Source organism: Bartonella sp. CL162QHHD, assembly GCF_042195435.1.
Lineage (GTDB): Bacteria > Pseudomonadota > Alphaproteobacteria > Rhizobiales > Rhizobiaceae > Bartonella.
Genome location: NZ_JBHIOG010000088.1, coordinates 116,689 through 141,390, shown reverse-complemented (window position 1 = coordinate 141,390; position 24,702 = coordinate 116,689). Strand labels below are relative to the sequence as shown.

General features: G+C 37.3%; 19 protein-coding genes, 2 tRNA genes and 1 pseudogene. 17 read left to right on the top strand and 5 right to left on the bottom strand.

All coding sequences use genetic code 11. From position 1 onward, the window contains the following. Positions 1-28: 28 nt before the first annotated feature. The 3 genes and pseudogenes from ACFILD_RS09455 to ACFILD_RS09445 all read left to right on the top strand — a co-directional run bounded on the left by ACFILD_RS09455 (position 29) and on the right by ACFILD_RS09445 (position 1,316). A pseudogene (locus tag ACFILD_RS09455) lies at positions 29-736 on the top strand (Rha family transcriptional regulator). A 17-nt stretch (positions 737-753) separates the two neighbouring features. After that, entirely contained in the window at positions 754-1,032 is a 279-nt protein-coding gene (locus ACFILD_RS09450; protein ID WP_375657627.1) for a hypothetical protein, read from the top strand. 80 nt (positions 1,033-1,112) lie between these two features. Beyond that, entirely contained in the window at positions 1,113-1,316 is a 204-nt protein-coding gene (locus ACFILD_RS09445; protein ID WP_273790351.1) for an AlpA family transcriptional regulator, read from the top strand. 87 nt (positions 1,317-1,403) lie between these two features. Here ACFILD_RS09445 and ACFILD_RS09440 read toward each other — a convergent pair. Then, positions 1,404-1,479: transfer RNA gene (locus ACFILD_RS09440), tRNA-Phe, on the bottom strand. 398 nt (positions 1,480-1,877) lie between these two features. Here ACFILD_RS09440 and ACFILD_RS09435 point away from each other — a divergent pair. The 3 genes from ACFILD_RS09435 to ACFILD_RS09425 all read left to right on the top strand — a co-directional run bounded on the left by ACFILD_RS09435 (position 1,878) and on the right by ACFILD_RS09425 (position 6,374). Then, positions 1,878-3,041, top strand: a complete 1,164-nt coding sequence (locus tag ACFILD_RS09435) for a phosphoserine transaminase (RefSeq protein ID WP_273790352.1) — start codon at positions 1,878-1,880, stop codon at positions 3,039-3,041. Between the two features lie 384 nt (positions 3,042-3,425). Then, a complete protein-coding gene (locus ACFILD_RS09430) occupies positions 3,426-4,715 on the top strand; it encodes an adenylosuccinate synthase (RefSeq protein WP_273790353.1) in 1,290 nt (429 codons plus the stop codon). Between the two features lie 237 nt (positions 4,716-4,952). Beyond that, positions 4,953-6,374: a hypothetical protein gene (locus tag ACFILD_RS09425; RefSeq protein WP_375637534.1), complete on the top strand. Its 1,422-nt coding sequence runs from the start codon at positions 4,953-4,955 to the stop codon at positions 6,372-6,374. Positions 6,375-6,577: 203 nt separating this feature from the next. On the opposite strand, the gene rpoH is transcribed toward ACFILD_RS09425, so the two are convergent. The 3 genes from rpoH to ACFILD_RS09410 all read right to left on the bottom strand — a co-directional run bounded on the left by rpoH (position 6,578) and on the right by ACFILD_RS09410 (position 10,075). Then, positions 6,578-7,462, bottom strand: coding sequence for an RNA polymerase sigma factor RpoH (gene rpoH / locus ACFILD_RS09420; protein WP_375665181.1), 885 nt, complete (start codon positions 7,460-7,462; stop codon positions 6,578-6,580). Between the two features lie 148 nt (positions 7,463-7,610). Next, the gene (locus ACFILD_RS09415) at positions 7,611-8,615 is read right to left on the bottom strand and encodes an RluA family pseudouridine synthase (protein ID WP_375665179.1); all 1,005 of its coding nucleotides are present in this window, start codon (positions 8,613-8,615) and stop codon (positions 7,611-7,613) included. A 29-nt stretch (positions 8,616-8,644) separates the two neighbouring features. After that, on the bottom strand, positions 8,645-10,075 hold the full coding sequence (locus ACFILD_RS09410) for an aldehyde dehydrogenase family protein (RefSeq protein WP_273790357.1): 1,431 nt from the start codon (positions 10,073-10,075) through the stop codon (positions 8,645-8,647). 461 nt (positions 10,076-10,536) lie between these two features. Between ACFILD_RS09410 and ACFILD_RS09405 the strand changes: the two genes are divergently transcribed. Continuing rightward, positions 10,537-13,110 (top strand): DNA translocase FtsK, encoded by a 2,574-nt coding sequence (locus tag ACFILD_RS09405; protein ID WP_273790358.1) that lies wholly within the window; start codon positions 10,537-10,539, stop codon positions 13,108-13,110. An 827-nt stretch (positions 13,111-13,937) separates the two neighbouring features. After that, entirely contained in the window at positions 13,938-15,644 is a 1,707-nt protein-coding gene (locus tag ACFILD_RS09400; protein ID WP_375630987.1) for an ATP-binding protein, read from the top strand. Between the two features lie 18 nt (positions 15,645-15,662). Here the strand turns inward: ACFILD_RS09400 and mscL are convergent, their stop codons facing one another. Then, positions 15,663-16,070, bottom strand: a complete 408-nt coding sequence (gene mscL / locus ACFILD_RS09395; RefSeq protein ID WP_273790360.1) for a large conductance mechanosensitive channel protein MscL — start codon at positions 16,068-16,070, stop codon at positions 15,663-15,665. A 1,206-nt stretch (positions 16,071-17,276) separates the two neighbouring features. On the opposite strand from mscL, the gene ACFILD_RS09390 reads away from it, so the two are divergent. The 9 genes from ACFILD_RS09390 (at position 17,277) to ACFILD_RS09350 (ending at position 24,702) form a co-directional block, all read left to right on the top strand. Further along, positions 17,277-18,359 carry a quinone-dependent dihydroorotate dehydrogenase gene (locus ACFILD_RS09390; RefSeq protein WP_375663791.1) on the top strand — a complete coding sequence of 361 codons (1,083 nt, stop codon included), beginning with the start codon at positions 17,277-17,279 and terminating at the stop codon, positions 18,357-18,359. A gap of 140 nt (positions 18,360-18,499) precedes the next feature. Continuing rightward, positions 18,500-18,576: transfer RNA gene (locus ACFILD_RS09385), tRNA-His, on the top strand. 80 nt (positions 18,577-18,656) lie between these two features. After that, positions 18,657-19,064: a hypothetical protein gene (locus ACFILD_RS09380; RefSeq protein WP_375665177.1), complete on the top strand. Its 408-nt coding sequence runs from the start codon at positions 18,657-18,659 to the stop codon at positions 19,062-19,064. Beyond that, positions 19,055-19,852: a beta-hydroxyacyl-ACP dehydratase gene (locus ACFILD_RS09375; RefSeq protein WP_375665176.1), complete on the top strand. Its 798-nt coding sequence runs from the start codon at positions 19,055-19,057 to the stop codon at positions 19,850-19,852. Before ACFILD_RS09380 ends, ACFILD_RS09375 begins: the two co-directional genes overlap by 10 nt. Then, positions 19,840-20,397: a hypothetical protein gene (locus ACFILD_RS09370; protein WP_375665174.1), complete on the top strand. Its 558-nt coding sequence runs from the start codon at positions 19,840-19,842 to the stop codon at positions 20,395-20,397. The genes ACFILD_RS09375 and ACFILD_RS09370 overlap by 13 nt, the downstream gene beginning before the upstream one ends. Position 20,398: 1 nt before the next feature. Continuing rightward, on the top strand, positions 20,399-20,902 hold the full coding sequence (locus tag ACFILD_RS09365) for a hypothetical protein (protein ID WP_375665198.1): 504 nt from the start codon (positions 20,399-20,401) through the stop codon (positions 20,900-20,902). A gap of 812 nt (positions 20,903-21,714) precedes the next feature. Continuing rightward, the gene (locus ACFILD_RS09360; protein ID WP_375630993.1) at positions 21,715-21,843 is read left to right on the top strand and encodes a DUF2924 domain-containing protein; all 129 of its coding nucleotides are present in this window, start codon (positions 21,715-21,717) and stop codon (positions 21,841-21,843) included. A 351-nt stretch (positions 21,844-22,194) separates the two neighbouring features. Beyond that, positions 22,195-22,404 (top strand): hypothetical protein, encoded by a 210-nt coding sequence (locus ACFILD_RS09355; RefSeq protein ID WP_375630994.1) that lies wholly within the window; start codon positions 22,195-22,197, stop codon positions 22,402-22,404. A 429-nt stretch (positions 22,405-22,833) separates the two neighbouring features. After that, a complete protein-coding gene (locus tag ACFILD_RS09350) occupies positions 22,834-24,702 on the top strand; it encodes a site-specific DNA-methyltransferase (RefSeq protein ID WP_375654420.1) in 1,869 nt (622 codons plus the stop codon).

The following is a 24,702-nucleotide window of genomic DNA, read 5'->3' as shown; positions in this document are numbered from 1 at the left end:
GAAAACCTCTATTACCAAGGAGTTCACAGTGAACACACTTATAGAAATTAAAGAAAGCACTGCTAATAGTGCTACCACTCAGACTATGTCGAGTCGTGAAATTGCAGAATTGTGCAGTAAAAGACATGACCATGTGATGCGCGATATCAAGAAAATGCTTGAAGAACTTAACGCCCCCAAATTTGGGGTGGTTGATTTTAGTGGTTATTACCTTGATAGCAAAGGTGAAAGCCGCCCTTGTTATAACCTCCTTAAACGCGAATGTCTAATTCTTGTTTCTGGTTACAGCACTGCCTTACGAGCAAAAATCATTGACCGGTGGCAAGAATTGGAAAAACAAGTAGCAACACCGCAAATTGACTACTCAAGTCCTCAAGCTATGATTGGCTTTTTAAATCACTTACAAAGTCAAATCGAGCAAAAAGATCATGTTATTTCAGAATTAGCACCCAAAGCAAAGGCTTTGGATGGTTTAAAACGCTCTGATGGTTTGTTTGGTCTTATTGAAGCAGCAAAGATGTTAGAGGTACGACCAAAAGATTAAACAGATTACTTGCGTAAACATGACTGGGTATATCGACGTGCTCCAAGGGAGCCGCTGTTACCTTATCAGGATAAGATCAAGAAAGGATTCATGGATTGTCACGCTATTACCATTCAAAGACCGGATGGTACAGAAAAGGTGCTGCCTTCAACGAAAATCACATCCAGAGGATTGGCTTGTTTGAGAGAATAAATCTTTGGGGGTGTGCAATAAATCCCAGTATCGACTTTTTATGTGATTTGTGGATAGCGTTGTCTCAGTTTGTCAATTGTGAATACGTAGATGACAAAGACTGTAGTGCCTTGGTTGACATCATGAGCGTAGTAGAAAAAGCTTTGATTTTAAAACTTCAAGATGAAATTCCAAATATTACAAAGATTCTAGCAGTTTTAACGGATTTTGGAGATTCAGAGCTGCCCCATAGAATGGATTCTTTGTTGCGAGCTTATGATCCGAGTTTGCAGAAGTCTGTCACGAAAGCGGCTTAGTTTTAAACAATTGATTTCATCTCCTCGTCCTATAAGACGAGGAGGGGATTAATTAACATAAAAAAGAGAAAGGTAATGAGATGATATTTGATGATGGAGATAGATATGTAACGACACGTGAGTGTGCACAGCTTTTTAGTGTATCCACAACAACGATTCGCAATTGGGTGCTTCAGGGTTTGTTTCCGGAGCCATATAAGCTAGGGAGAGCAGTGAGATGGAGAAAAAAAGAGATCTTAGACTTCACTCCAAAGAAAAATAAGGAGCAAATAAGAACAAATTAGGTAAAATTATATAAACTGTAGAAGGTGGTCTGAAAATAGCTATTTAAAGAAAAAAACTATATATTTCAATATTTTAAACACAAAAAATGGTGCCCAGACGCGGATTCGAACCACGGACACGCGGATTTTCAGTCCGCTGCTCTACCAACTGAGCTATCTGGGCATGCTTCATAAAAAACATAAAGCGTTTGCGGTTATAACATTAAAATTTTCTCTGTCCAGTCATCAAAAGAAAAATAATTGATTTTTTAATAAGTTTATCTCCCTATTCTAGAGCGTTATCAATGAATCTCTATCATAAAATAAATTTGATAGGTATATTGGACACTTTAGTGTATTGTTATTAGAATGCTGTCTTATCGTGGTGGTGATACGAAAAAAAATTAAAAGAATCAATCGAGAAGCATGATTAAGAAAGATTTTTTTATAAAGTTCCCGTGAATTTTAAGCATACGAAATAATAGACAACATTTTTGACTTTTTCTAAAAAGATTGTTGATTAGTCTTTATAATAATTTGTTTTTCTTTATAAAGAAAAAAACATCTAAAAGGGGAGAAATAATGATAATGTTACAAAAACCAAGTAGTCGTCCCAATAATACTAATTTTTCTTCAGGCCCTTGTAGTAAACGGCCTGGTTGGACTCTTGATGTTCTTAAAAATGCAGTAGTTGGGCGTTCACATAGATCTAGAGAAGCAGAATTAAAACTTGCTGAAGTTGTTAATTTAACCCGTGAGATTCTTGAGGTTCCTTCTGATCATCGTATAGGAATTATGCCCGGTTCAGATACCGGTGCTGTTGAGGCTGCTCTATGGTCTCTATTAGGTGAGCGTGGCATTGATATGGCGGCGTGGGAAAGTTTTGGATTTGGGTGGAATAAAGATGTTGTCGAGCAATTAAAGCTTTCTGATGTGCGTCGTTTTGAAGCTCCTTATGGTGAAATACCAGATTTAACACAACTTGACTTTGATCGGGATGTTGTTTTTACATGGAATGGGACAACTTCTGGTGTGCGTATTCCTAATGCGGATTTCATTCCGCATAAACGGGCTGGATTGACCATTTGTGATGCAACATCGGCAGCTTTTGCGCAATATCTTGATTTTTCAAAATTAGATGTTGTTACTTTTTCATGGCAGAAAGTTTTGGGAGGTGAGGCTGCACATGGTATGGTGATTTTAAGTCCTCGTGCTGTTGAGAGGCTTGAGAATCATGTTCCAGCTTGGCCTATGCCTCAACTTTTCTATATGACAAAAAATGGAAAATTGAACGAAGATATTTTTAAAGGAAAGATAATCAATACACCTTCTATGCTTTGTGTTGAGGATTTTCTTGATGGGTTGAAGTGGGCAAAGTCTCTAGGAGGTGCAGCGGCATTAAGAGCACGGGTTGAGAAAAACTTTTCTGTACTTGATGCTTTTGTTCGCAAAACGCCATGGTTAGAATATTTGGCAAAAGATCCTGAAGTGCGTTCTAACACCGCTATTTGTTTAGATATTGTGGATCCAGTGATTACTGCTTTGGATACGGAAAAGCGAGTATCTTTTATAAAAGCGGTTGTGAAACGTCTTGATGAGGAAGGGGTTGCTTATGATATCGGTTCGTATCGCGATGCACCTCCTGGGCTTAGAATTTGGGCGGGTATAACAATTGAGGCTTCCGATCTTGAAATTTTGACACAATGGCTTGAGTGGGCGTTCCAAGTTGAAAAAGCACAGCTTTAAATAATTACTGGTGATTTTCACAACGTATTTTTAAACAAAAAAGGATACGAAAGATTATGATGATCTTTCGTATTCTTGTATCAGACAGACAGCATCTAAATATTACGTGAATTGTAAAAGATTAAGAGAGAGAATGAATGCTCTGTCAGGTGTTGGATACGCACAAATTAAAATCTCTATTTTTTTTACTTTGTTGTAGCAAAAATAACAGATTTAAAATATTTTGGTATTTGCTTATCTTTATTATCATAAATTTGAAAATTTAATCACTTGAAGATTGAGAAAAATCTGAAATGAGGAGTCGCACTTGCTCTAAGGTTTCGTTATAAAGAAGTGTTTGTTTTTGAATGCTGGTTTTTTTAACCAAACACGACGGAGAAAGTTATGGCCAATGTAGTTGTTGTCGGTACACAATGGGGTGATGAAGGCAAAGGTAAAATTGTAGATTGGTTATCTGAGCGAGCAGATATCGTGGTGAGGTATCAGGGGGGGCATAATGCTGGCCACACATTGGTTGTTGATGGAGTCAGTTATAAATTATCACTTTTACCGTCTGGTTTAGTGCGTGGCAAGTTATCAATTATAGGCAATGGTGTTGTTGTTGACCCTCATCATTTTGTTGCAGAAGTAAAAAAACTATGTGATCAGGGTGTAAAAATCACACCAGAAATTTTGCGTATTGCTGAAAATGCTCCTTTGATTCTTTCTTTGCATCGTGATCTTGATGCAATTCGAGAAAGCGGTTTATCTGGTTTAAAAATTGGTACAACAAAGCGTGGTATTGGACCGGCTTATGAAGATAAGGTGGGACGTCGTGCTATCCGAGTGATGGATTTAGCAGAAAAAGATACACTTATGGCTAAGATTGAGCGGCTTTTGAGGCATCATAATGCTTTGCGTCGTGGGATGGGTGTTGCAGAGATTGATTCTCGAGCACTTTATGATGAATTGATGCAAGTTGCGGATAAAATTTTGCCCTTTATGGATTGTACGTGGCGTCTTTTAGATGAAGGTTATCGAGGAGGGAAACACATTCTTTTTGAAGGTGCGCAAGGTGCTTTATTAGATAATGATTTTGGAACTTATCCTTATGTAACGTCATCTAATACAGTTGCTGGGCAAGCATGTACAGGTTCGGGGATGGGACCTGATGCAATTCATTATGTTTTGGGTATTGCAAAAGCTTATACTACACGCGTTGGAGAAGGGCCGTTCCCGACAGAGCAGATAAATGATATTGGTGAATTTCTGGGAGTGCGTGGACATGAATTTGGTGTTGTAACGGGTCGAAAGCGTCGATGTGGTTGGTTTGATGCTGTCTTAGTACGTCAGATGGTAACAATTTGCGGTGTTCAAGGTATAGCATTGACAAAACTTGATGTTTTAGATGGTTTGGATGAAATAAAAATTTGTATTGGTTATGAGCTTGATGGTAAAAGAATTGATTATTTACCTTCTTCCATGGGAGCTCAGGATCGGGTGAAGCCTGTTTATGCAACATTAGAAGGTTGGAAGGAAGAAACAGCACATGCATTGAGGTGGGAAGATTTACCAGTGCAGGCTATTAAATATATACGCTATATTGAAGAACTGATTAATACAAAAGTGGCTTTATTATCCACAAGTCCAGAGCGTGAAGATACTATTCTTATTACGGATCCCTTTGTTAATTGATTATTATTTTTAGATTTCTATATATGTTCTCTGTGCGTTTTTGTCTCTTTTTACAAAAAAAGTTTTTAAGAGCACGTGAGAGAAAGGTGCAAAATAGCATTGTTTATTTTTCATATTCATTTTACATTATTGCGATAGTTGTACCAATATTAAATGGCAATCAATTTAGAAGGCTAAAATAAAGTTTTTTGGCTTTACTATTGATTTTTTCTCAGTTTAAGAGAGATTATAGAGGAAATGGTAGATTTCGTTGGAATCTTAAAAAAGACAATTAATGCACAAAATAATATTACACCACAAGTGCGTAAGCGGATTTATAAGCGTGCTACCGAAACACTAGAACATCAATTTTTAACAGCAAAAATACCACAAGCAATAGCGGATGAACAGAGAAAGATTCTTCAAAGTTCTATTGCAACTGTTGAAGGAGAATATTTAGCAGTTGAAAAGAAGCGGCTTTCTTCAGTTATTGGGTGGAATCCCACAAATATAAATGAAGATAAGAAATATACAAAAAAAACTATATTACCAAAGAATAATGAATTTTCAGAGGTAAATATAAAAAGAAAACAGGATTTTGTTACGCGTTCAAAGGATAACAAGGTATTTGATGAGCTTTGTGTATCCGATATACCAGATGCAGAGCCTGTTAATATGGAGGCTGATGTGCCTTCTCAGCATGTTAATAGCAGTGTGTTAAAGATTTCTCCTTCGCAGGAAGATAATTCGCATATTGTTTCGCACATTTTTTCTCAGGCTTTACGTCGTGCTAATAAATCGTTAGTGCAAAGGCGTATTGTAATAAGTGCTGTTTCTGTTGTTAGTTTTGTTGTTTTAATTGTTGGTATTTTTTTTGTTGGTGAGCGTGTATTTGTATCAAATGATCATCAGTTTTTAGAAGAAAATCTTCAAGCTTCTCACAGAGTACCAAAGGCATTTCCAATTAAGAGAAAGTTAACACAACGCTTATTAGAGGATGGAAGTGAAATTGATGTTGGTTTAAAACAAGCGATAGATTCTTCGGATGAAGAAGTACTCTCAACAGTTGTTGATAGCAATTTGCAATCGCTTGAAAAATCAGGTGAAGCTGTTTTCTATCAAGCACGTACAAATTATGATGCAGAAAAGATAGCAACGGGAAGTGCTCGCTGGACGCTTATAAAAGAATCTCAAGTGAAGGGGGCTCCAGAAGAAACAACTATACAAGGTGATATAACAATTCCTGATGAAGGGGTATCATTACGGTTAATTTTACGTCGTAATACCGATCAGTCATTTCCTGCTGCATATATTATGGACCTTGTTTTTATTCTTTCTGATAAATTTTCAGGTAAAGCTATAAGCAATGTTCAAGCATTAACCTTTAAAGCAAGTGAACAATCCATTGGACAGGCTTTAACAAGAACCATTGCTGCAAAGATTAACGATGACTTTTTTCTTGTCGCATTGAGTGGTAATCATCCATTTCTTGATCGAAATTTACAATTGATGCGAGAATTAGATTGGATGCGTTTGGTGTTAACGGATAAAAACGGGCGTATAAGTGAATTAACCTTTGCAAAAGGACCAACAGGTAAGTCTATTTTTAATGAAGTTATTGGACAATGGCTTGCACAACAAGATAAGTTAACAGTTCTTGGTCAAAAAAATAAAACATAGATGCAAAAAAATAAACGGCTGTGAAGAATTTTCTACGACCGTCTTTATCAATTATATACCAAATATATTCAATAAAGCTTTACATATCAATAACTTAAAGAATTCGATAGGCTAATTTACAAGTATAAAGCCAAGGCATGCTTTTTTTCATTTTCACATTTAAAGAATGTGCAAACCATTGGCTTTATACTTAACTCTAGGTTTTATACTTGACCTTGAGATAAAGTAGAATCTTTGATAGAGTTTTGCACTTTTTCAAATGCACGCATTTCAATTTGTCTTACTCGTTCTCGACTAATATTAAATTCACCAGAGAGTTCTTCTAGGGTTAGTGGTACATCGTTTAAACGACGCGCTTTAAATATACGCTTTTCGCGTTCATTGAGATTGTCCATGGCATTTATGAGCATGGAACGGCGATTTTCTAATTCACTTTTTTCAATTAAAATTTGTTCTTGATCGTTAGATTCATCCACCAACCAATCTTGCAACTCACTGTTTTCCCCTTCTTTTGTTCGAATTGGTGCGTTGAGTGAAGTGTCACCACCAAGCCTACGATTCATTGATACAACTTCATCTTCTGTGACATTCAACTGGATTGCAATTTTTTTCACTTGTTCTGCATTGAGATCGCCACTATCAAGTGCTTGAAGTTTACTTTTTAACTTACGAAGGTTGAAAAACAAACGCTTTTGATTAGCTGTTGTCCCCATTTTCACCAAACTCCAAGAGCGCAATACATATTCTTGGATTGATGCTTTAATCCACCATATTGCATAGGTTGCAAGACGAAAACCCCGCTCTGGTTCGAAACGTTTAACAGCTTGCATGAGTCCAACATTGCCTTCTGAAATGACTTCCCCAATGGGAAGTCCGTAGCCCCGATATCCCATCGCGATTTTAGCTACGAGACGCAAATGGCTGGTTACTAGCCTATGCGCAGCTTTTAGATCATTATGCTCACGGTAACGCTGAGCTAACATATATTCTTCTTTTGGCTCAAGCATTGGAAAATGACGCACTTCTTCCAAGTAACGGTTTAAACCACCATCACCTGTCATTACTGATAATAAATTCATATGGGCCATATAGCACCCTCCTTTTGTTTGAATTCCCTGATAAGGCAAATTCTATGTTTTAGATAGCTAACTATCCTCATAACCTCACTCTAGCATATTTTTCAATTTTGTTCAAAAAAAGATATTTTATTGTGAAATCTTGAGAAGGGGAAAAGTTTCAATTCATTTTTTTAAAAAGTTTAATAAGTTTAGCCATATCTTGAGGCAGTGGTGCGGAAAACGACATAACTTTACCGGTAGAAGGATGTTCAAAAGTAAGACTTGCAGCATGGAGTGCATGTCGGTTGAATTGATCGATTGCATTTCTAATAGTGGGGTTGAATGTGTTTGATTTTGTTTTAAAAGCGTTTCCATAAACTGTATCGCCTATGAGTGGATGCCCAATATGAGTCATATGAACACGGATTTGATGGGTGCGTCCAGTTTCCAAGCGACATTCCAGAAGGCTAGCAAAAGATGTTGAGTCTGCATGAGAGCCATATTTTTCAAGCAGAGAAACATGTGTAACAGCATGACGAGCATAAGGGTTTTGGTTATGGATGACAGCTTGCTTTGTCCGGTTATGGGGCGAACGGCCAAGTGATGCATCAATTGTCCAGACATTGCGCTGAGGTGTTCCCCAAATCAAGGCATGGTAGCGTCGATCTAATGCGCAGGTACGTCCATGATCAGAAAATTGAGCACTGAGACTTTTATGAGCTAGATCATTTTTTGCAACAACCATAACACCGCTTGTATTTTTATCAAGACGATGGACAATGCCAGGGCGTTTAACACCACCTATACCAGATAAACTATTCCCACAGTGGTAAATAAGGGCATTAACCAATGTACCGGTCCAATTGCCATTCCCAGGATGAACAACAAGACCAGCTGGTTTGTTAATAACAATGACATGATCATCTTCAAAAAGAATGTCCAATGCAATGGCTTCAGCGCTAGGTTCTGCATCACGAAGGTCAGGCATTTCCAATTCAATTATTTGGTTAGGATTTAATTTTGTTTTTGGTTCCTTTATGAATTGACCATCAATTTTAAGACAGCCTTCACGGATGAGGGTTTGCAAACGCGAACGCGAGAGCACATCATGATATTGTTTTGCGAGCCACTGATCAAGACGTTGCCCAAGAGCACCTTCATCCGTTATTTTCTGTATTACCATACGATTCCTATTAAGTTTTTAATAAGATTTTACCAGTACGAAATTGCTTTACTATCGAGAAATTCTTTAATTCCCCAATGTCCTCCTTCACGAGCGCGCCCAGAAAATTTTACACCTCCAAAGTAGCTTCCACTGGGTAATCCATGTCCATTAACTTCTACCATACCAGAGCGTACTTGTGCCGCAATACGACGACATTTGTTGCGATCTTGCGATTGAATATAGTTTGTAAGACCATACTCAGTCTCATTCGCTAAAGCGACGGCTTCTTCTTCTGTACTAAAAGAAAGAATCGAGAGAACTGGACCAAAGATTTCTTCTTTAAAAATACGCATATGAGGTTTTACATCAGCAAAGACTGTTGGACGGACATAATAACCGCGTTCCATTCCTTTTGGTAAACCAGTCCCGCCTGCAACAAGAGTTGCACCTTCATCAATTCCCGATTGGATAAGATCTTGAATTTTATCATATTGTTTTTTTGAAACGACAGGTCCAATATGATTTCCTTCTTGGCAGTTTGGTCCTACTTTTGTTGTTTCTGCAATATCTTTGGCTATTTTTATGGCTTTGTCATAGATGCTCTGTTCCACAAGCATACGAGTCGGTGCATTACAACTTTGTCCACTATTATAAAAGCAATGTCGTGCACCACGTTGAATAGCATCTGAGTCGGCATCAGCAAAGATAATATTCGCTCCTTTTCCACCAAGTTCCAGACAGACTCTTTTTAAAGTAGCGCTGGCATTTTTAGAAATATCTTTTCCTGCTCTAGTTGAACCAGTAAAGCTGATCATTTCTAAATCTGGATGTGCAGAGAGGTAAGAGCCGACAGTCGCACCATCACCATTGATTAAATTAAAAACACCGGCTGGAAGTGCGGCTTCATCTAAAAATTCAGCAAAAAGCATAGCAGAAAGAGGCGCAATTTCAGAGGGCTTTAACACCATGGTACAGCCAGCCAAGAGAGCAGGAATAACTTTAAGAGTTACTTGATTCATGGGCCAATTCCATGGCGTAATTAATCCTACGACGCCGATAGGATCGTAGTGAAGGATTGCTTGCTCATTTCCCTTTATTAAAGTTTCTTGGAACGAAAACTCTTTATAAGCTTCGATAAAATTGCGAATATGGGAACTTCCGGTTGCAGTTTGCGCATTAAGCGCCATATCAATCGGTGCTCCCATTTCCATTGAAATGGTTTTTGCCATGTCTTTGGAACGTTTTTCGTAGATCTCTAGAATTTTTTCAACAAATCCAAGACGCTCATTTGGTGACGTTGTTTTCCATTTTTGAAACGCTTCTTTAGCCGCATTAATTGCTTTATCGGCATCTTTTGTACTTCCAAGGCTAATGACAGCACAAGCCTCCTCTGTTGATGGATTAATGACGTCAAAATCGTGAGGAATGCTTGGCTCATCCCATAGACCATTGATATAAAATTTCCGTTTATTAAACATAATTCACTCCCTTTTTTCTATTTGTATTTATGTAATTATGATTGTCTTAGTCTAAGCCTTTTTAAACGAGGATAACAAGGGTAATCTTATAAAAACGCGAGAAATTAGATTATATCGTGATAATTGAGCATGGAGAATTCAATAGAGCAATGCTTATTGTATTATTGAGACTAGTTTCTTTTATGAAAAGGGAGAGAATAGAGAGGCATAGACAATTTTCTTGAAGCTTTTTTATCATGAAGTTTTTTTCAAAACAAATGAAATACGAGCTCTATGACACCATAAACTGAGCAATTTATATCGTAAATATGCAAAAGGCAGATTATGAATATGCATTATGGCATTATTTTTTTCATTAAAAAGTAACCATCAGCAAAAGGTTATTAACCTTCGTATGATAGTTTCTACGAATTCTTTTTGAAAAGGTTATTTTTCTCATTGCTATAAATTTGTTGGGTGCCATGCATAATTCGAAAACAAAATCTATTTCTACGTCTTCTTTTTCTGATGATAGTACGGAAGGTGCATCAAGAGAAGATTTATCTGTTAAGATTACTGAGATATTTCCTTATCCGGAAGTGTGGAAAAAGGCATTTGCCCTCGGAAAAAACGTCCGTTTCACGAGAACCCCAGAAGTTGAGATTTTGCGTCGTCGTATAGAAACAGATCCAGTTTTTGCAAAACAGTTTAAAATTTTTACGAAGCAAGATCAAAAAAAAATTACAGATACAGATATTGTACGTTGTAACAAGAAAACAACCAATATTCTTTCGACAAAAAAAGTCATTAATCCTCAATCAATAGAGAATAAAACATCAGTTTGTCATTCAACGGTTCTGAAGCAGTTGTCACGACAAGCTATTCATATGCCGTCAGCAAATATTCCACTTGAGGAGGATGAACAAGAACGTAAATTACAAGTGGAAAATGTGCTACAAAAAATAAAACCTGCTTTGCATCTTTCCGATGATGCATTTTTTGAGTGTGAATCTTTGATATTTGAACATGTGGAGACTCAAACGTCAAAAGAGGATGGAATATCAATTGATACGACAAATGAAATTACACCGGATATTCCCACAGCCTTTGATGAGTCAATAACGGCTCTTTACCGTGTTCTTGAATACCGCTTTCCACAACTCTATGATTCAATTACATCAGAATCTCCAGCGGAAAGGATGCGAGGCGTTGAGAAAATTTCTGATTTAATGCATACAAATAATGATACTACTAAAGAGAGTCATTCTAAGCTTTCTGTTGAAGATTCTGCTCATACGTTAAGTAATACAGGGGCGTTAAGCGATGCAGGGGCGAGTATAGAGACTGAAAATAGCAATAATACTGTCGCCAATAATACTGTTGATTGTATAAACAAAGCCGTCACAAAGAATTCAAAAGATTTTTCTGTGATGCAAGCAAACAGTAAAACTAAAACATTACAATCTACTCGTATGCCATTAGGTAATTATGATTCTGCTTTTATGCAAAATATTCAATCTATTGACTGTGATGTTTATGAATTTCCTCCGATCAACTTATTACAGGAACCTGTTTTTCATGAAGGTACGATGATTCCTCAAGAAACATTAGAACGTGGTGCTGGACTTTTGGAAAGTGTTTTGGAAGATTTTGGCATTAAGGGTGAAGTTATCCATGTTCATCCAGGGCCAGTGGTAACAATGTATGAATTTGAACCAGCCGCGGGCGTAAAGTCATCGCGCGTTATTAATCTTTCTGATGATATTGCGCGTTCTATGTCTGCTATTTCTACACGCGTTGCTGTAATTCCTGGACGTAATGTTATCGGGATTGAGTTACCCAATGCGGTTCGTGAAACCGTTTATTTACGGGAATTAATCCAAACACGTTCTTTTCGTGAAAGTGAATTTAAACTTGCTCTTGCTTTGGGGAAGGGGATTAATGGTGAACCGGTCATTGCAGAATTAGCAAAAATGCCTCATTTATTGGTTGCAGGAACAACAGGATCAGGCAAGTCTGTTGCAATTAATACAATGATTTTGTCGATTCTTTATCGTATGACACCAAAGCAGTGTCGTTTGATCATGGTTGATCCTAAAATGTTAGAGCTTTCTGTTTATGATGGCATTCCACATCTTTTAACACCCGTTGTCACAGATCCCAAAAAAGCAGTAACAGCTTTAAAATGGGCGGTTCGTGAAATGGAAGAGCGTTATCGCAAAATGGCTAAGTTGGGTGTGCGTAATATTGATGGTTTTAATGCACGCGTTGCACTTGCAGCTCAAAAAGGCGAAACGATCATGTGTACTGTTCAGTCGGGTTTTGATAAGGAAACAGGGGAAATGCTTTATCATGAAGAAGCCATGGATCTCACGCAGCTTCCTTATATTGTTGTGATTGTTGATGAGATGGCTGATCTTATGATGGTGGCAGGGAAAGAGATAGAGAATGCCATTCAGCGTTTAGCGCAAATGGCGCGTGCGGCAGGTATTCATCTTATTATGGCAACGCAACGTCCTTCTGTTGATGTTATCACCGGTACAATTAAAGCAAACTTTCCTACCCGCATTTCTTTTCAAGTAACGTCAAAAATTGATAGTCGTACGATCTTGGGTGAACAAGGTGCTGAAACGCTTTTAGGTCAGGGGGATATGCTTCATATGGCTGGTGGTGGACGCATTGTGCGCGTTCATGGACCTTTTGTCTCAGATGAAGAAGTTGAATCCATCGTTGCACATCTTAAAATGCAAGGAAAACCTGATTATTTGGCAACGGTAACGGATAATGAAGACGATAACAAAGAGGATACTTCTGCTGATTCAGCGGCTGAAATTTCTGAGGAAGAAAATTTTGATGAAGAGGGTGAGGAACTTTATAACCAAGCTGTAAAAATTGTTATGCGTGATAAAAAATGTTCAACATCTTATATTCAGCGCCGACTTTCAATCGGCTATAATAAAGCAGCTTCTCTCGTCGAGCGGATGGAAGAAAAAGGCATTGTTGGAGCCGCTAATCATGTTGGAAAACGTGAAATTTTACTCAATGAAGGAAAATAAACAAACGCATTTAAAAATATGCAATTTTTTAAATATCTGACAGTTATTATTTAAATGTGCTTGTTTTATTTTTTTATATAATATTAAAAATTTAAATGGAGAGTAATAAAGCAAAAGCGATCTTTTGTATTAAGACTTTTGATGAGGTAAACAAGCTGATATCAAAGGAGATTATGAGATATTTTAACATTTCTAAATGATCTGGAATATAAAAAAATTAAACAAATCTTTATATGAAGACAGATAATTTGTGTTCTCTTTTTTACAGAGAAAATTTTTAATAAAATAGTGCGGTGGTATATTTTTTGTTTGTTCTTTTGTAGCGATTCTAATGAAAGAAAGATCTTTGTATGAATGCCTTCAAATGCCAAGAACTATTGGTAACATTAGGGGCTGAAATTAGTATAATGATGGTGCTAACCAGCTCTTTTATAAGTATAAAAATGGTAATGCACAATGCCTTGATATCCTCTATAGGGACTTTTACATTACACCATTTACAGATGACGTCGTAAAATAAGCTTGGGGATCTTGGGAGATATCTTTTCAAAAAAGGCGCATGAATGTGTAAAATAAGTGTATTCTTTTTGAGTACTATTTATGCGAGGGAGATGTTACCATTATTGTAACAAGATTTATTACATAATGGGTGAATAAGCAACAAGAGCTGGAAGCTTCTTTTTATTCTTGTTTTGTTGATGAAACAGTCAAAATTTTGCTACAGACAATTTATATGAGATATCAAGTTATTTTAACCAGAACAGATAATTGTAAACAAATTAGCATTATTCATTTGAGAGTAAATCCAACACTTTTTAGTTTTAGTTATGCCATTAAAAGCAGATGAGTTAAAGTTAAATACAAATGAATTAAAATCTCAGCAAGAAGCTTTTCGTTTTACACCAGAGCTTTTGCCACGGCCTTTTACGTGGGAAATCGATCACAATGGTTTGTTTTGTGAAGTCTCAAAAGAGCTAGCTGAAGTTGTTGGCCCTCTCTCTTCCTCTATTTTAGGGTGTAGTTTTCATGAACTTGCTCATCAATTTAATGATGATCGATATCTGGTTCTCAGTCGTTTTATTGAAGCGGCTATGCCTTGGAGTAAAGAGATTGTTCAATGGCCTGTTGATGGTTGCTTACAATGGCTTGATGTTGAATTGTCGGCTTTGCCAATTTTTGATGTTACAAAGCAGCTTAAAGGGTTTCGTGGCTTTGGTGTTTTAAAAATACAAAAAAAAGTCCAAGAAAAAAGAAATGAAAAGCTAGCAACAGAAATACCATGTCTTACGGAGATAGAACGCTCAGCTTTTCATGAAATTGCAGAGCAATTGCGTGATGAATTGAATTCATCGGTAAAAGAAGAAAATTTAGTTGAAGAAACAGCTATTCAGTTACCATATGCACAAACATTGCCGGTAAATGCTATAGAACAAGCTCTCGTAAAAGAGCCCGCTGCAGTTTTATCATTGTTGGATACAGCAACAGATGGTGTTTTATGGTTGGATGAAGAAGGCTTTATTCAATCAGCGAGTAGGGCAGCCTTAGCATTAATGGGTTATGAAATAAATGAACTGCGAGGACAGCCACTCTCTTCATTATTTACTTTTCAAAGCCGACTTTTGGTTGAAAAATATTTTAAATCAATTCGCATGGAGGGAAAAAATCAGGTTTTAAATCGCAGAGAAACAGCTGATTTAATGACGAAAAATCATAAAAATATAACCGTTTTGATAACGATTGTATTTTTGGCAAAGCAAGGAAATTATGCTGTTATGTTGCGTGATAGGACACAAACAGTTCCATCAGGAGAAAAAAAAGCAGAAGAGGATAAAATCGTTGGAGTTGTTCATGAAATACGAACACCTTTGAATGCTCTTATTGGTTTTGCAGAAATTATGAGAGAAGGTCGTTTTGGTTCGATAGAAAATGAGCGCTATCATGGATATTTACGCGATATTATTTCCTCTGGAAAACATATATTATTGCTGATTAATCAATTACTAGAGTGCTCGAAGATAAATTATTCTGGTTCCGATAACCAGATTGATTCTTCCCTTATTTCTGAAACATTTGATGTGATATCTTGTTTACGTGCGACGATAGCTTTTCTTGAGACTCAAGCCAATCAGAACGGCATTATCATGCGTATTGTTGCTCCACCTCATGTTCCATTTATTCCTGTATCACAACAAGTGTTTCGCCAGATTATATGGAATCTTCTTTCCAATGCTATTCGTTTTACACCTTTGGGTGGACAGATTATTGTTCACGTTTCTTATAGAAAAGAACGTGTAAAAATTTCAGTGAGTGATAATGGTATAGGGATGAACGAAGAAGAGATTATACAGGCACTGCAACCTTATGGTCAAGTAGAGCGCAAGGATGGCCGATCTGGTGATAGCGCTTTTATGGGAACAGGTTTAGGGCTCCCAATGTGTAAAGCAATGGTGGAAGAAAGAGGGGGACAATTTTTACTGTTCTCCAAACCCAATTACGGAACAACTGTGGAAATGTTTTTTCCTCGTGTTCCATGATGTAAATCTTGCATAAAATTATTTTTTCTTAGCCAAAAGATCTCTAATTTCTGTTAACAGTTGTTCTTCTGAAGACGTTTTTTGGGGGCTTTCTTCTTCTTTTCTACGGATTTTGTTCATAGCTTTAACGAATAAAAAAAGCACCCAAGCAATAATGAGAAAATTGATAAGTAAAGTAATAAAGTGTCCATAGCTAATGGTTGCTCCAGTTGCTTTGGCGGCACTCAATGTTGCTTGTTTTTCGCCAGCAAGTTGAATAAACATATTAGAAAAATCAATTCCACCTGTAATCAATCCAATGATTGGCATAAAAATATCATTGACAATTGAGTTGACCAAGCTACCAAAAGCACCCCCTATAATCACACCGATAGCAAGATCAATCATATTACCTTTTAGGGCAAATTCTTTGAATTCTTTAAGCATTGCATTTTCCCCTTTATGTAAGTGATATACGGTAATTTACTTACCGCTTTTGATGAAAAAGGAAAGGGCAGATTTTGTTTTTATGATTATATTACAATATTAATATTATTTTCAAAGACTTTATAAGGTTTAATAAAGAGCTTTAGGGTTCTATTTGGATTTTAGGGCTCTATTTGAATTTACATAGAACCTTTCCTAGAAAAAAGCTTTTTTAATAAAAACTATATCTTCTTTTTCAACAGAAAGTAGAAAACTGTAGCTTAATTTATATAATTGCCTCAAGATTTTTATGTTAACATTAAAAAGAGAGATTTTTACACAATACCACAGTAAAACTTATAATTTAATTCCTCTTAATTTAGTAAGCGATAATAGAAATTAGGAGGGCATTATGGCTTATCTAAAAGCTATTTGTACTGGGTTTCATGAGCTAAAATGGAGATAATTCCGATGGAAGAAACACATTTCATCTGCTGGAAGATTGTATCAGTTTATAAATAGCAGAGCTCTAGGGTTTGCAAGATCATTTTGGTTTGGAAGTCGTTGGTATGATAGGTGTGAGTTCAACAATCAACTGTCATTACTTAAAATATATGTTAGACAGAGCACTTAATAGATGCAAAATTGTATTTAACGCATCAGAAATGGCAAAGGAAACAACGCAGATTCTTCAAAATTCTATCAATAGAGTACAAATTGATTGAACATTCTGTTGCTAATAAATGGTGCAACAATAGTATGAATTTAGATGTTTTTATGAACCATGTATCCTATAAATGCTAGGAAAAAAATAGCTTTATAGAACAAGCTTTGTTTCTGTTGAAAACAATATTACACAGAGGAACTTTGGGAATAGAGGGCATTTGCATGCATATTTAAGAGAATTATGAGCTTGCCTGCATAAGATGCCACAAAACCATGACTATGGTAAAGAGCCATTGATGTTTCAATTCATGCTGCATTTTATAAGATTAGGATTCATATTTTAATCTTTAAAAAATGTCGAAAAAGAGAAACATTTTTAAAGAATAAAAAGTTCTTTACACAGTATATATCAATATAAACATGTATGGCTATTATATGATGATTTTTCTTCTAGAAGGGGAATATTATTTGGATAATATGCTCTCTTTGATTGGAAATCTTTTGTGTTAAAAGATATAGGTGAGGTGCGATGGATCATTTTTATGTTGTGGAGAAGGATTAATGAGTTTTTTTCGTTGTATTGGCCGTTCTGCCTTATTTATGTTGGATCCAGAGCAAGCACACGGTTTAGCGATTCTCGGGCTGAAAAGTGGATTAAATGGTTGTCAAAAGGTTATCGACAAACGTTTGTGTGTAACTGTTGCTGGTCTTGAGTTTGAAAATTTTATTGGTCTTGCAGCGGGGTTTGATAAAAATGCAGAGGTTGTAGATGGTATTTTTCGTTTAGGATTTGGTTTTACTGAAATTGGGACAGTGACACCAAAGCCTCAGATTGGAAATCCTAAACCACGGCTTTTCCGTTTAAAAGAAGATGAAGCGATTATTAATAGAATGGGCTTTAATAATGACGGACATCAAGTTGTTTACAATAGATTGCGTGCGTGTAAAAAAACTGGTGTTATAGGAGTCAACATTGGAGCCAATAAGGATACGGTCGATAAGATTGATGATTATACTGTTGGTATTGTTCATTTTTATGATGTTGCTGATTATTTTACGGTTAATATTTCTTCTCCTAATACACCAGGTTTACGTGATTTACAGGCCCGTGACAGTTTGCATCTTTTGTTGAGTGCAGTTTCGAAAGCGCGAAATGAGCAAGAGAACAAGCATGGATTCTCCATTCCTATTTTTTTAAAAATTGCTCCCGATTTATCAGAGAAAGAATTAGATGATGTTGCTGAAGAAATAAAACTTTCTGATTTTAATGGACTGATTGTTTCTAACACAACTCTTTCACGCCAGGGGCTTAGCAATAGTCACTTCAGTAATGAACAGGGTGGGCTTTCTGGACGTCCACTTTTTGAGCGTTCTACTATTGTGCTTGCAAAAATGCGTCAAAAATTAGGGAAGGAGATTGCAATTATTGGTGTTGGCGGTGTAAAGGACGCACAAACCGCTTTGGAAAAAGTAAAAGCTGGTGCAGATTTAATTCAATTATATAGTGGGATGGTTTATGAAGGTCCAGATCTTGTCATAACTATTCTGCAAGAGATTTTGCAGATGATGCAACAAGATGGAGTTGATAACATAAAAAGCTATCGTGATCATAGTCTTGAACATTGGGCAAAATTTCCTTTGTAAAAAAACGCTTTTTTCTTCACAAAAAATTGCGAGATTTTTTTTAAGGGGCTTGCAAACTTTGTTGATTTTCCTTATGTCACATAAGCGTAAGAATAAATGTTTACGAAATCGTGAACATTTATGATACATTTTCTTTTTATGCGGTTGTAGCTCAGTTGGTTAGAGCGCTGGTTTGTGGCACCAGAGGTCGTAGGTTCAAATCCCACCAACCGTACCAAGAGAGACGTCATTTCTGCACTAATCGGTGGATTTTGTGCTACTGGTCTCGCGCATATAGGAGCCTGCAAATATGCTGCCATGCGACTTTCTAGTGTCCTCCATGAGATTGAAATCGAGAATCTTGAGGTGGCGGTAACGCATTATTGCAAAGACAAACCCTGGCTAGGGTTTGGTCATCCGATTATGCAACGGGATGTCTGGGTTGATTTCTTTTTTTTACGCTTTCAGGCGCCTATGCGCCCCTTCAGTTCGCTTGCGCGATCTATTTCGGACAATACAGGACTGCAACCCAATGTCGATTTTCTAATTGCAAGCATCATGAGCAAACATCGGGCTGCTCCTGAGCTGGGATTGTTGGCTTTTTTCGTTTGTCGTATGCCGATACTTCTCGCGCACTATCAAGCGCGGTTTAGCTCTCATTCCTTCGGTTTATCATCAAAGGCTTTAAGAGAAAAATATAAAAAGGTCCCCCAATCATGGCTATAAAGCATCGCACCGAGCCAAATTTCTTGGGTATATGTCAGAGTATCACCTTAACCACACCGATGCGTGCTTGCGGGCAAATCGATATTTCTCACTGGGATTTAGCGCATAACTATTTGAAGCAGGGCTTGTTACTCGAGGCCTTGCATCAGTTTTCAGTTCGATTCGCCACCGTGGTGGCTAAAAACTCGGATCTCACTTATCGCTATCTCCCTGTTATGGTTGAACAGTTTTTCTCTACCACCCATTTTGATAGCGATCGGTTATGCGTTGAAGGACATATTGAACGCATTAATGAGGCCTATCGTATTCACTGTAAGGCTAGCACATATGACAATGGAAAGGCCGTTATTGCGCAGGCAATCATCATGGTCAGTAAGGTCTGCTTCCTTGGCTCGTGTTCTGAGAAAGCCGCTCTTCCATTACTAGGCGATTTATGTAAGATTTCCTCCGTAACCGGAGATTCTTGTACTTTTTCCTTTAATGCGCATCACCCGCTTTTTGAGGAACATTTCCCCTCCCGCGCCGTATGTCCTGGTTCACTATTGATTGAGATGGTTCTGGCTTTAGCCACGCAGGGTAGGACAAAAAATATCGCATCTGTTGCGCTGAAAAAAGTAAAGTTCATTGAAGCAGTTTATCCGGGAGATACCTATCAGTTGACCATTAAACAGGATACAGAGTATGAACCGGGTGGCGTTTTTTATATTCATACGGAAACTAAAAAACGAAGCACTTGCGGTAAGTTTTCTATCAAATATAAAAAGGAGGATGCGCCATGTTTAACATAATAATCTCTTTTATTCCGTGGAGTATTTACTCCTGGGTTATCAATGGAAACTTTTTAACTCTGGTCGAACGCTCTCTCATCTTAACTGTGATTTCATTGTTCATTATTGCTGTGAATATTAAAATTGTCCGGCAGGGAGAACCCGTGATGATTACTAACATTCTGACAGTTATTGTCCTGTTTGTTAATTATTTCGCTGGATGGTCTACACTTTTACTGAACTACCCCACAGTTTTTTGCTATCTGTCACTTGCTCTGGTTTCATTGATTAGCTTGCTGGTAAAGAGACCCTTTACCATTTTTTATGCCAGTGCTGGTGTTTCTGAAGAAAAACGCAAACATATCCTATTTTATCTCATCAATAAATATATTACATGGATTTGGGTAATCATCTTTTTTGCCAATGGCCTTCTAGTGGCTTTTTTTACATGGACCCCGCAGATTTGGTTGGTCACTATGGGTTTAATTTGTACTGGTATTCTTTTTTCTAAATATCTTCCTAACATCATGCAATATTTTTATCGCATCAAACATCATGGAGCATAATATGTCATTGTTTAACATTCTGACCGGAACCCCTTTATGGGCTTGGATTTTGCTTATTTTTCTCATTGCGAGGGGAATAATCGCATTGAAAGATAGGGAAACGAAGGTTTACCGCCTTTTTCTCTTGCCGTTAGTCTTTCTTTTTTTGGGCGCAAGCGATGTGATTAACCAGCTGGCCTTCCCACGCTGGGGAGCAATCGCAATGTTGGCAGGGCTGATGATCGGCTTTGGCGTTGGCTGGTTGCTCTGGCGTGCTACTGCGCGTTTAAAAATCAAAGAGGGAACGGATTTAATTATTCTGCCTGGTACGCGGTTGACGCTGATATTTATTCTTATCGCTTTTGTCATCAAATTCACATTGATTGTTTTTCTCAAGATTGAACATGATTTGAAATATGCATTTGATTTTAACCTTCTTTTTGGTCTTTTAAGTGGGTTCACTGGTGGTGTGTTTTGGGGCGGCACATTAAATTTATATATAACATTTCGAAAAAATATAAATTAGTTCCTATATCCTTAGCTGTTGATGCTTCTGTCAAGTATTATGATACAGAAGCGTCCGCTATTTTACGTTGAAACTGCGGCTGCTATACGACTAAGTGGCCTTACGCCTGAGTATGCAAGAGCGGCAGAGTTTGTACAGTCTACGCCATAATATGTGGAGCACTCTTGCGGGAATGAGTGCATTATTATTGCGATATACATGTAACCCTCTAGCTAATATTATATTAGTAAGGCTGTTTTTTGAAGCCGCTTGTAATTACGGTGTGTTTTTAAAGAGAACGTTCGAACCGATGTATCGCTTGCAGTACCATTTCTCTTTATAAGACTATTATCATTTCTTTTAGAAATCTGCACTTCTCACCTTTTTTGCGTATGATCGATAACGTAGTTAAGATCCTTGAGATAGTGAATTTTTATCTCTTTTGCTAAAAATGCCCAAACCATCTTATTTAGTCGAGACTTTGTTTAAGAAGGGATCTTCTAAATTTATTTTTTCAATAGGATATAAATTTCTCGTTTTGGGTGCGCGGTAAACTTATAGCAGCAATAAGCTTAGGTTTATTGGTTCTAAGCGTGGAGGGAGTTGAGCTATCCAATGCAAAAGAATAAATTGCACTTTTGTCTGACTTTGTGAACACACACTATTTTCTGGACTAATCGAGGAAATAGAACATTCATGTGTTTGAGAGGATTAGACAATGAGTTGTAAACAATTAGAGCAAGAAATAGCCACAGTAAAGTATACGTCAATGTAGGAGCCCAAAGCCTTATGGCACAATTATTTCAGTGACGATTATTTAGGACAAACCCATCATGTGCTTGTGGTGCCAAAAGGCTATCAATGAGGGCAAGATTTACAAAAGCTTGAAAGTTATTGCCAAGCATATTACCGGCATCAATTGGAATAGCCATTTGTTTTTTGGCCTTGTAAGGCGGGGATGAGAGGATGACAGGGGACAAGAAAGGTGCTTAAACAAGCGATAAAACCAATACGCGGCGCTATATATAGACGTAAAACCGAAGAAGGTTTAAAGCAAGAGTTTAACTAACGGGACGACAAAAAGAAGCAGACGAAAGCTTTGTTAAAGCTTACCGTCATGAAGGTTGGCAATTAATACAAACGTTGCTGATAATGTAAAAATCATGCCGCAATATATTTAAGGAGCGAGTGCAAGAGATTAATACATTCCTATGGCAGATTGTAAAAGCATGGTTTATACATGAGCCTAATTATATGATTGATAAGGCAATACAAATCACTCAGGGACAAAATGATAAGAGCTATATTTTATTATGAATCTGACACACAGTATAAAACCTATAAAGGCAAAGCGTTTTATGGCATGGGAAGGATTTTCAGCCTACTGGTGGGCGTTTGAGGGTGTTTTTATTTTACCTTCCGTAAAAGGTATTTTAGCAAATCTTGCTTGTGCGGACAAGGGAAAACTAGAAGTGGATGCTGACATAATCCCTTGTGAAATGGTTTTTATTGCGTCGAAATAAATGATGAAGAAATTTATGTTTTCGTTGGCAGTGATAGTACTTGGATGTGCTTGTGCCAATTGATAAGCTTATTGATAATATTTGTAAGTGCCATAATAGCACACAAGAAAAAATATAAAATCGCTGTCTTTATTATGCCAAACAGCGGCTAATTTAGAGCGCGAAATTATTGCTTTTGCAAAGTAAATCAAAGAAAAGCAAAATGATCAAAATGTGGTAATGCGAATTTATTTAGCTGACTTGCGTAAGCAAAAAGAAATAAAACAAGCACAAGAAACTTTAAAAAATAAAGAGAACAGCTTATACGACATTTTTCATGAAAGTAAATTTTCAGAGGATATAGAAATAAATAGGATAAAAGGAATTGCGACGTACAAAAGAAATATTCATAGACATATTTTATACTAAGCGTAACGGAGAAGCGCAAAGATGAGTATAATAGCGGGTGAAGATAAAATAGAGGGCATGAGTCAAAGCCCTATTAATCCAGACATAGAAAAGTTAAAAGCAGTCTTTCCGCAATGTTTTGCTGAGGGAAAGCTGGATATAGATCAGCTTCTTAATCTATGCGGCGAATATATTGATAATGATTTTGAGAAGTTCAAATTTGAATGGAAGGGCAAAGGAGCAAGTTTAAAGCTTGCGCAAAAGCCTTCACTTGCGACATTGCGCCCGAAGCGCGAGGAGAGCGTAAACTTTGATAATACACATAATCTTTATATTAAGGGCGATAATCTTGAAGTGTTAAAACTTATCCAGCGGGCTTATTTTGGCCAAGTGAAGATGATCTATATAGACCCGCCCTATAATACGGGTAATGATTTTATCTATGATGATGATTTTAAAGACCCATTGGCGCGATATAAGGAAGTGACGAGCCAAACGACAAAATCGAACCCTGAGACAATGGGGCGGTTTCACACGGCTTGGCTCAATATGATTTATCCGCGCTTGCGTTTGGCACAGACCTTATTGCGTGACGATGGGGTGATTTTTATCTCAATAGATGATCATGAAGTTCATAATTTGCGCAAAGTATGTGATGAAGTGTTTGGCGAAGAGAATTTTGTTGCGCAGCTGGTGTGGAGGAAACGCACTGGTGCTAATGATGCGCAAAACAATGTAAGTACAGACCATGATTACATTTTGTGTTATAGTCGCAGGCACACTGTTTTTAGTGGAGTACAAAAGAGTTTTGCAAATTATACCAACCCCGATAATGACCCGCGCGGGCCTTGGATGGCTGATAATTTGACATGCAATAAAACAGCATCAGAGCGGCCAAATCTTAATTACCCGATTACTGATCCACAAACGGGTGTAGTTTACCAGTGTAATCCCAATCGTGTATGGGCTTATGAAAAAGGACGAATGGCAAACATCATCAAAGAAGGCAAGGTGATCTTCCCAAAAAACGGACAAGGTACGCCTACTTATAAACGTCATCAAACAGAAGTTAAATCTCAAACTAAACCATTTAGTACAATGCTTGAAACAGATATGAATTTTATAGCGACCAAACAATTACGAGAACTTTTAGGCGGCCAATTTTTTGATCATCCCAAGGGTGTGAGTCTTATAAAGCAATTGATTGAACAGACGACCAGTGACAACGACATCATTTTCGATTTTTTTGCTGGTTCTAGTACAACGGCGCATGCAGTGATGGCTTTGAATGCTGAAGATGGTGGTAATCGCAAATTCATCATGGTGCAATTGCCTGAATTATGTGATGAAAAGAGCGAAGCCTATAAAACTGGTTATAAAACTATCTGCGATATAGGTATTGAACGTATTCGCCGCGCTGGTGCACAAATCAAGCAAAAGCATGAAGCAGAACTCACAAGTGAGCAGCCTCTAGACACCGGATTTCGCGTTCTAGAGCTCGATAGTTCCAACTTTTCCATATGGGACGATAGCCCGATTGATCCGAATGCACTTGATGTTAAAGAACAATTGCAAATGCGCTTGGATCATATTTTGCAGGGGGTGAATCCCGAGCGCTCTCATCAAGATATTATCTTCGAAATCATACTTAAATATGGTTGGCCACTGGATTTAAAAATTTACCCTTTACCAATCAATGGCAAAAAATTCTATTATATAGGCGAGAGCGAAGGCGATGTCTTGGTAATTATAGCCATAGACCCGCCCTTTGAACCCGAAGATGCGGAAGAGATGATAAAGTATTTGCCCGTAAAAATCGTAGCGCTTGATGCGGCCTTTAAAAGTGATGAGGCGCTTATTAATTGCGACTTTATCTTTAAAGACAATGAAGTAAGTTTTGATAAAATTTAA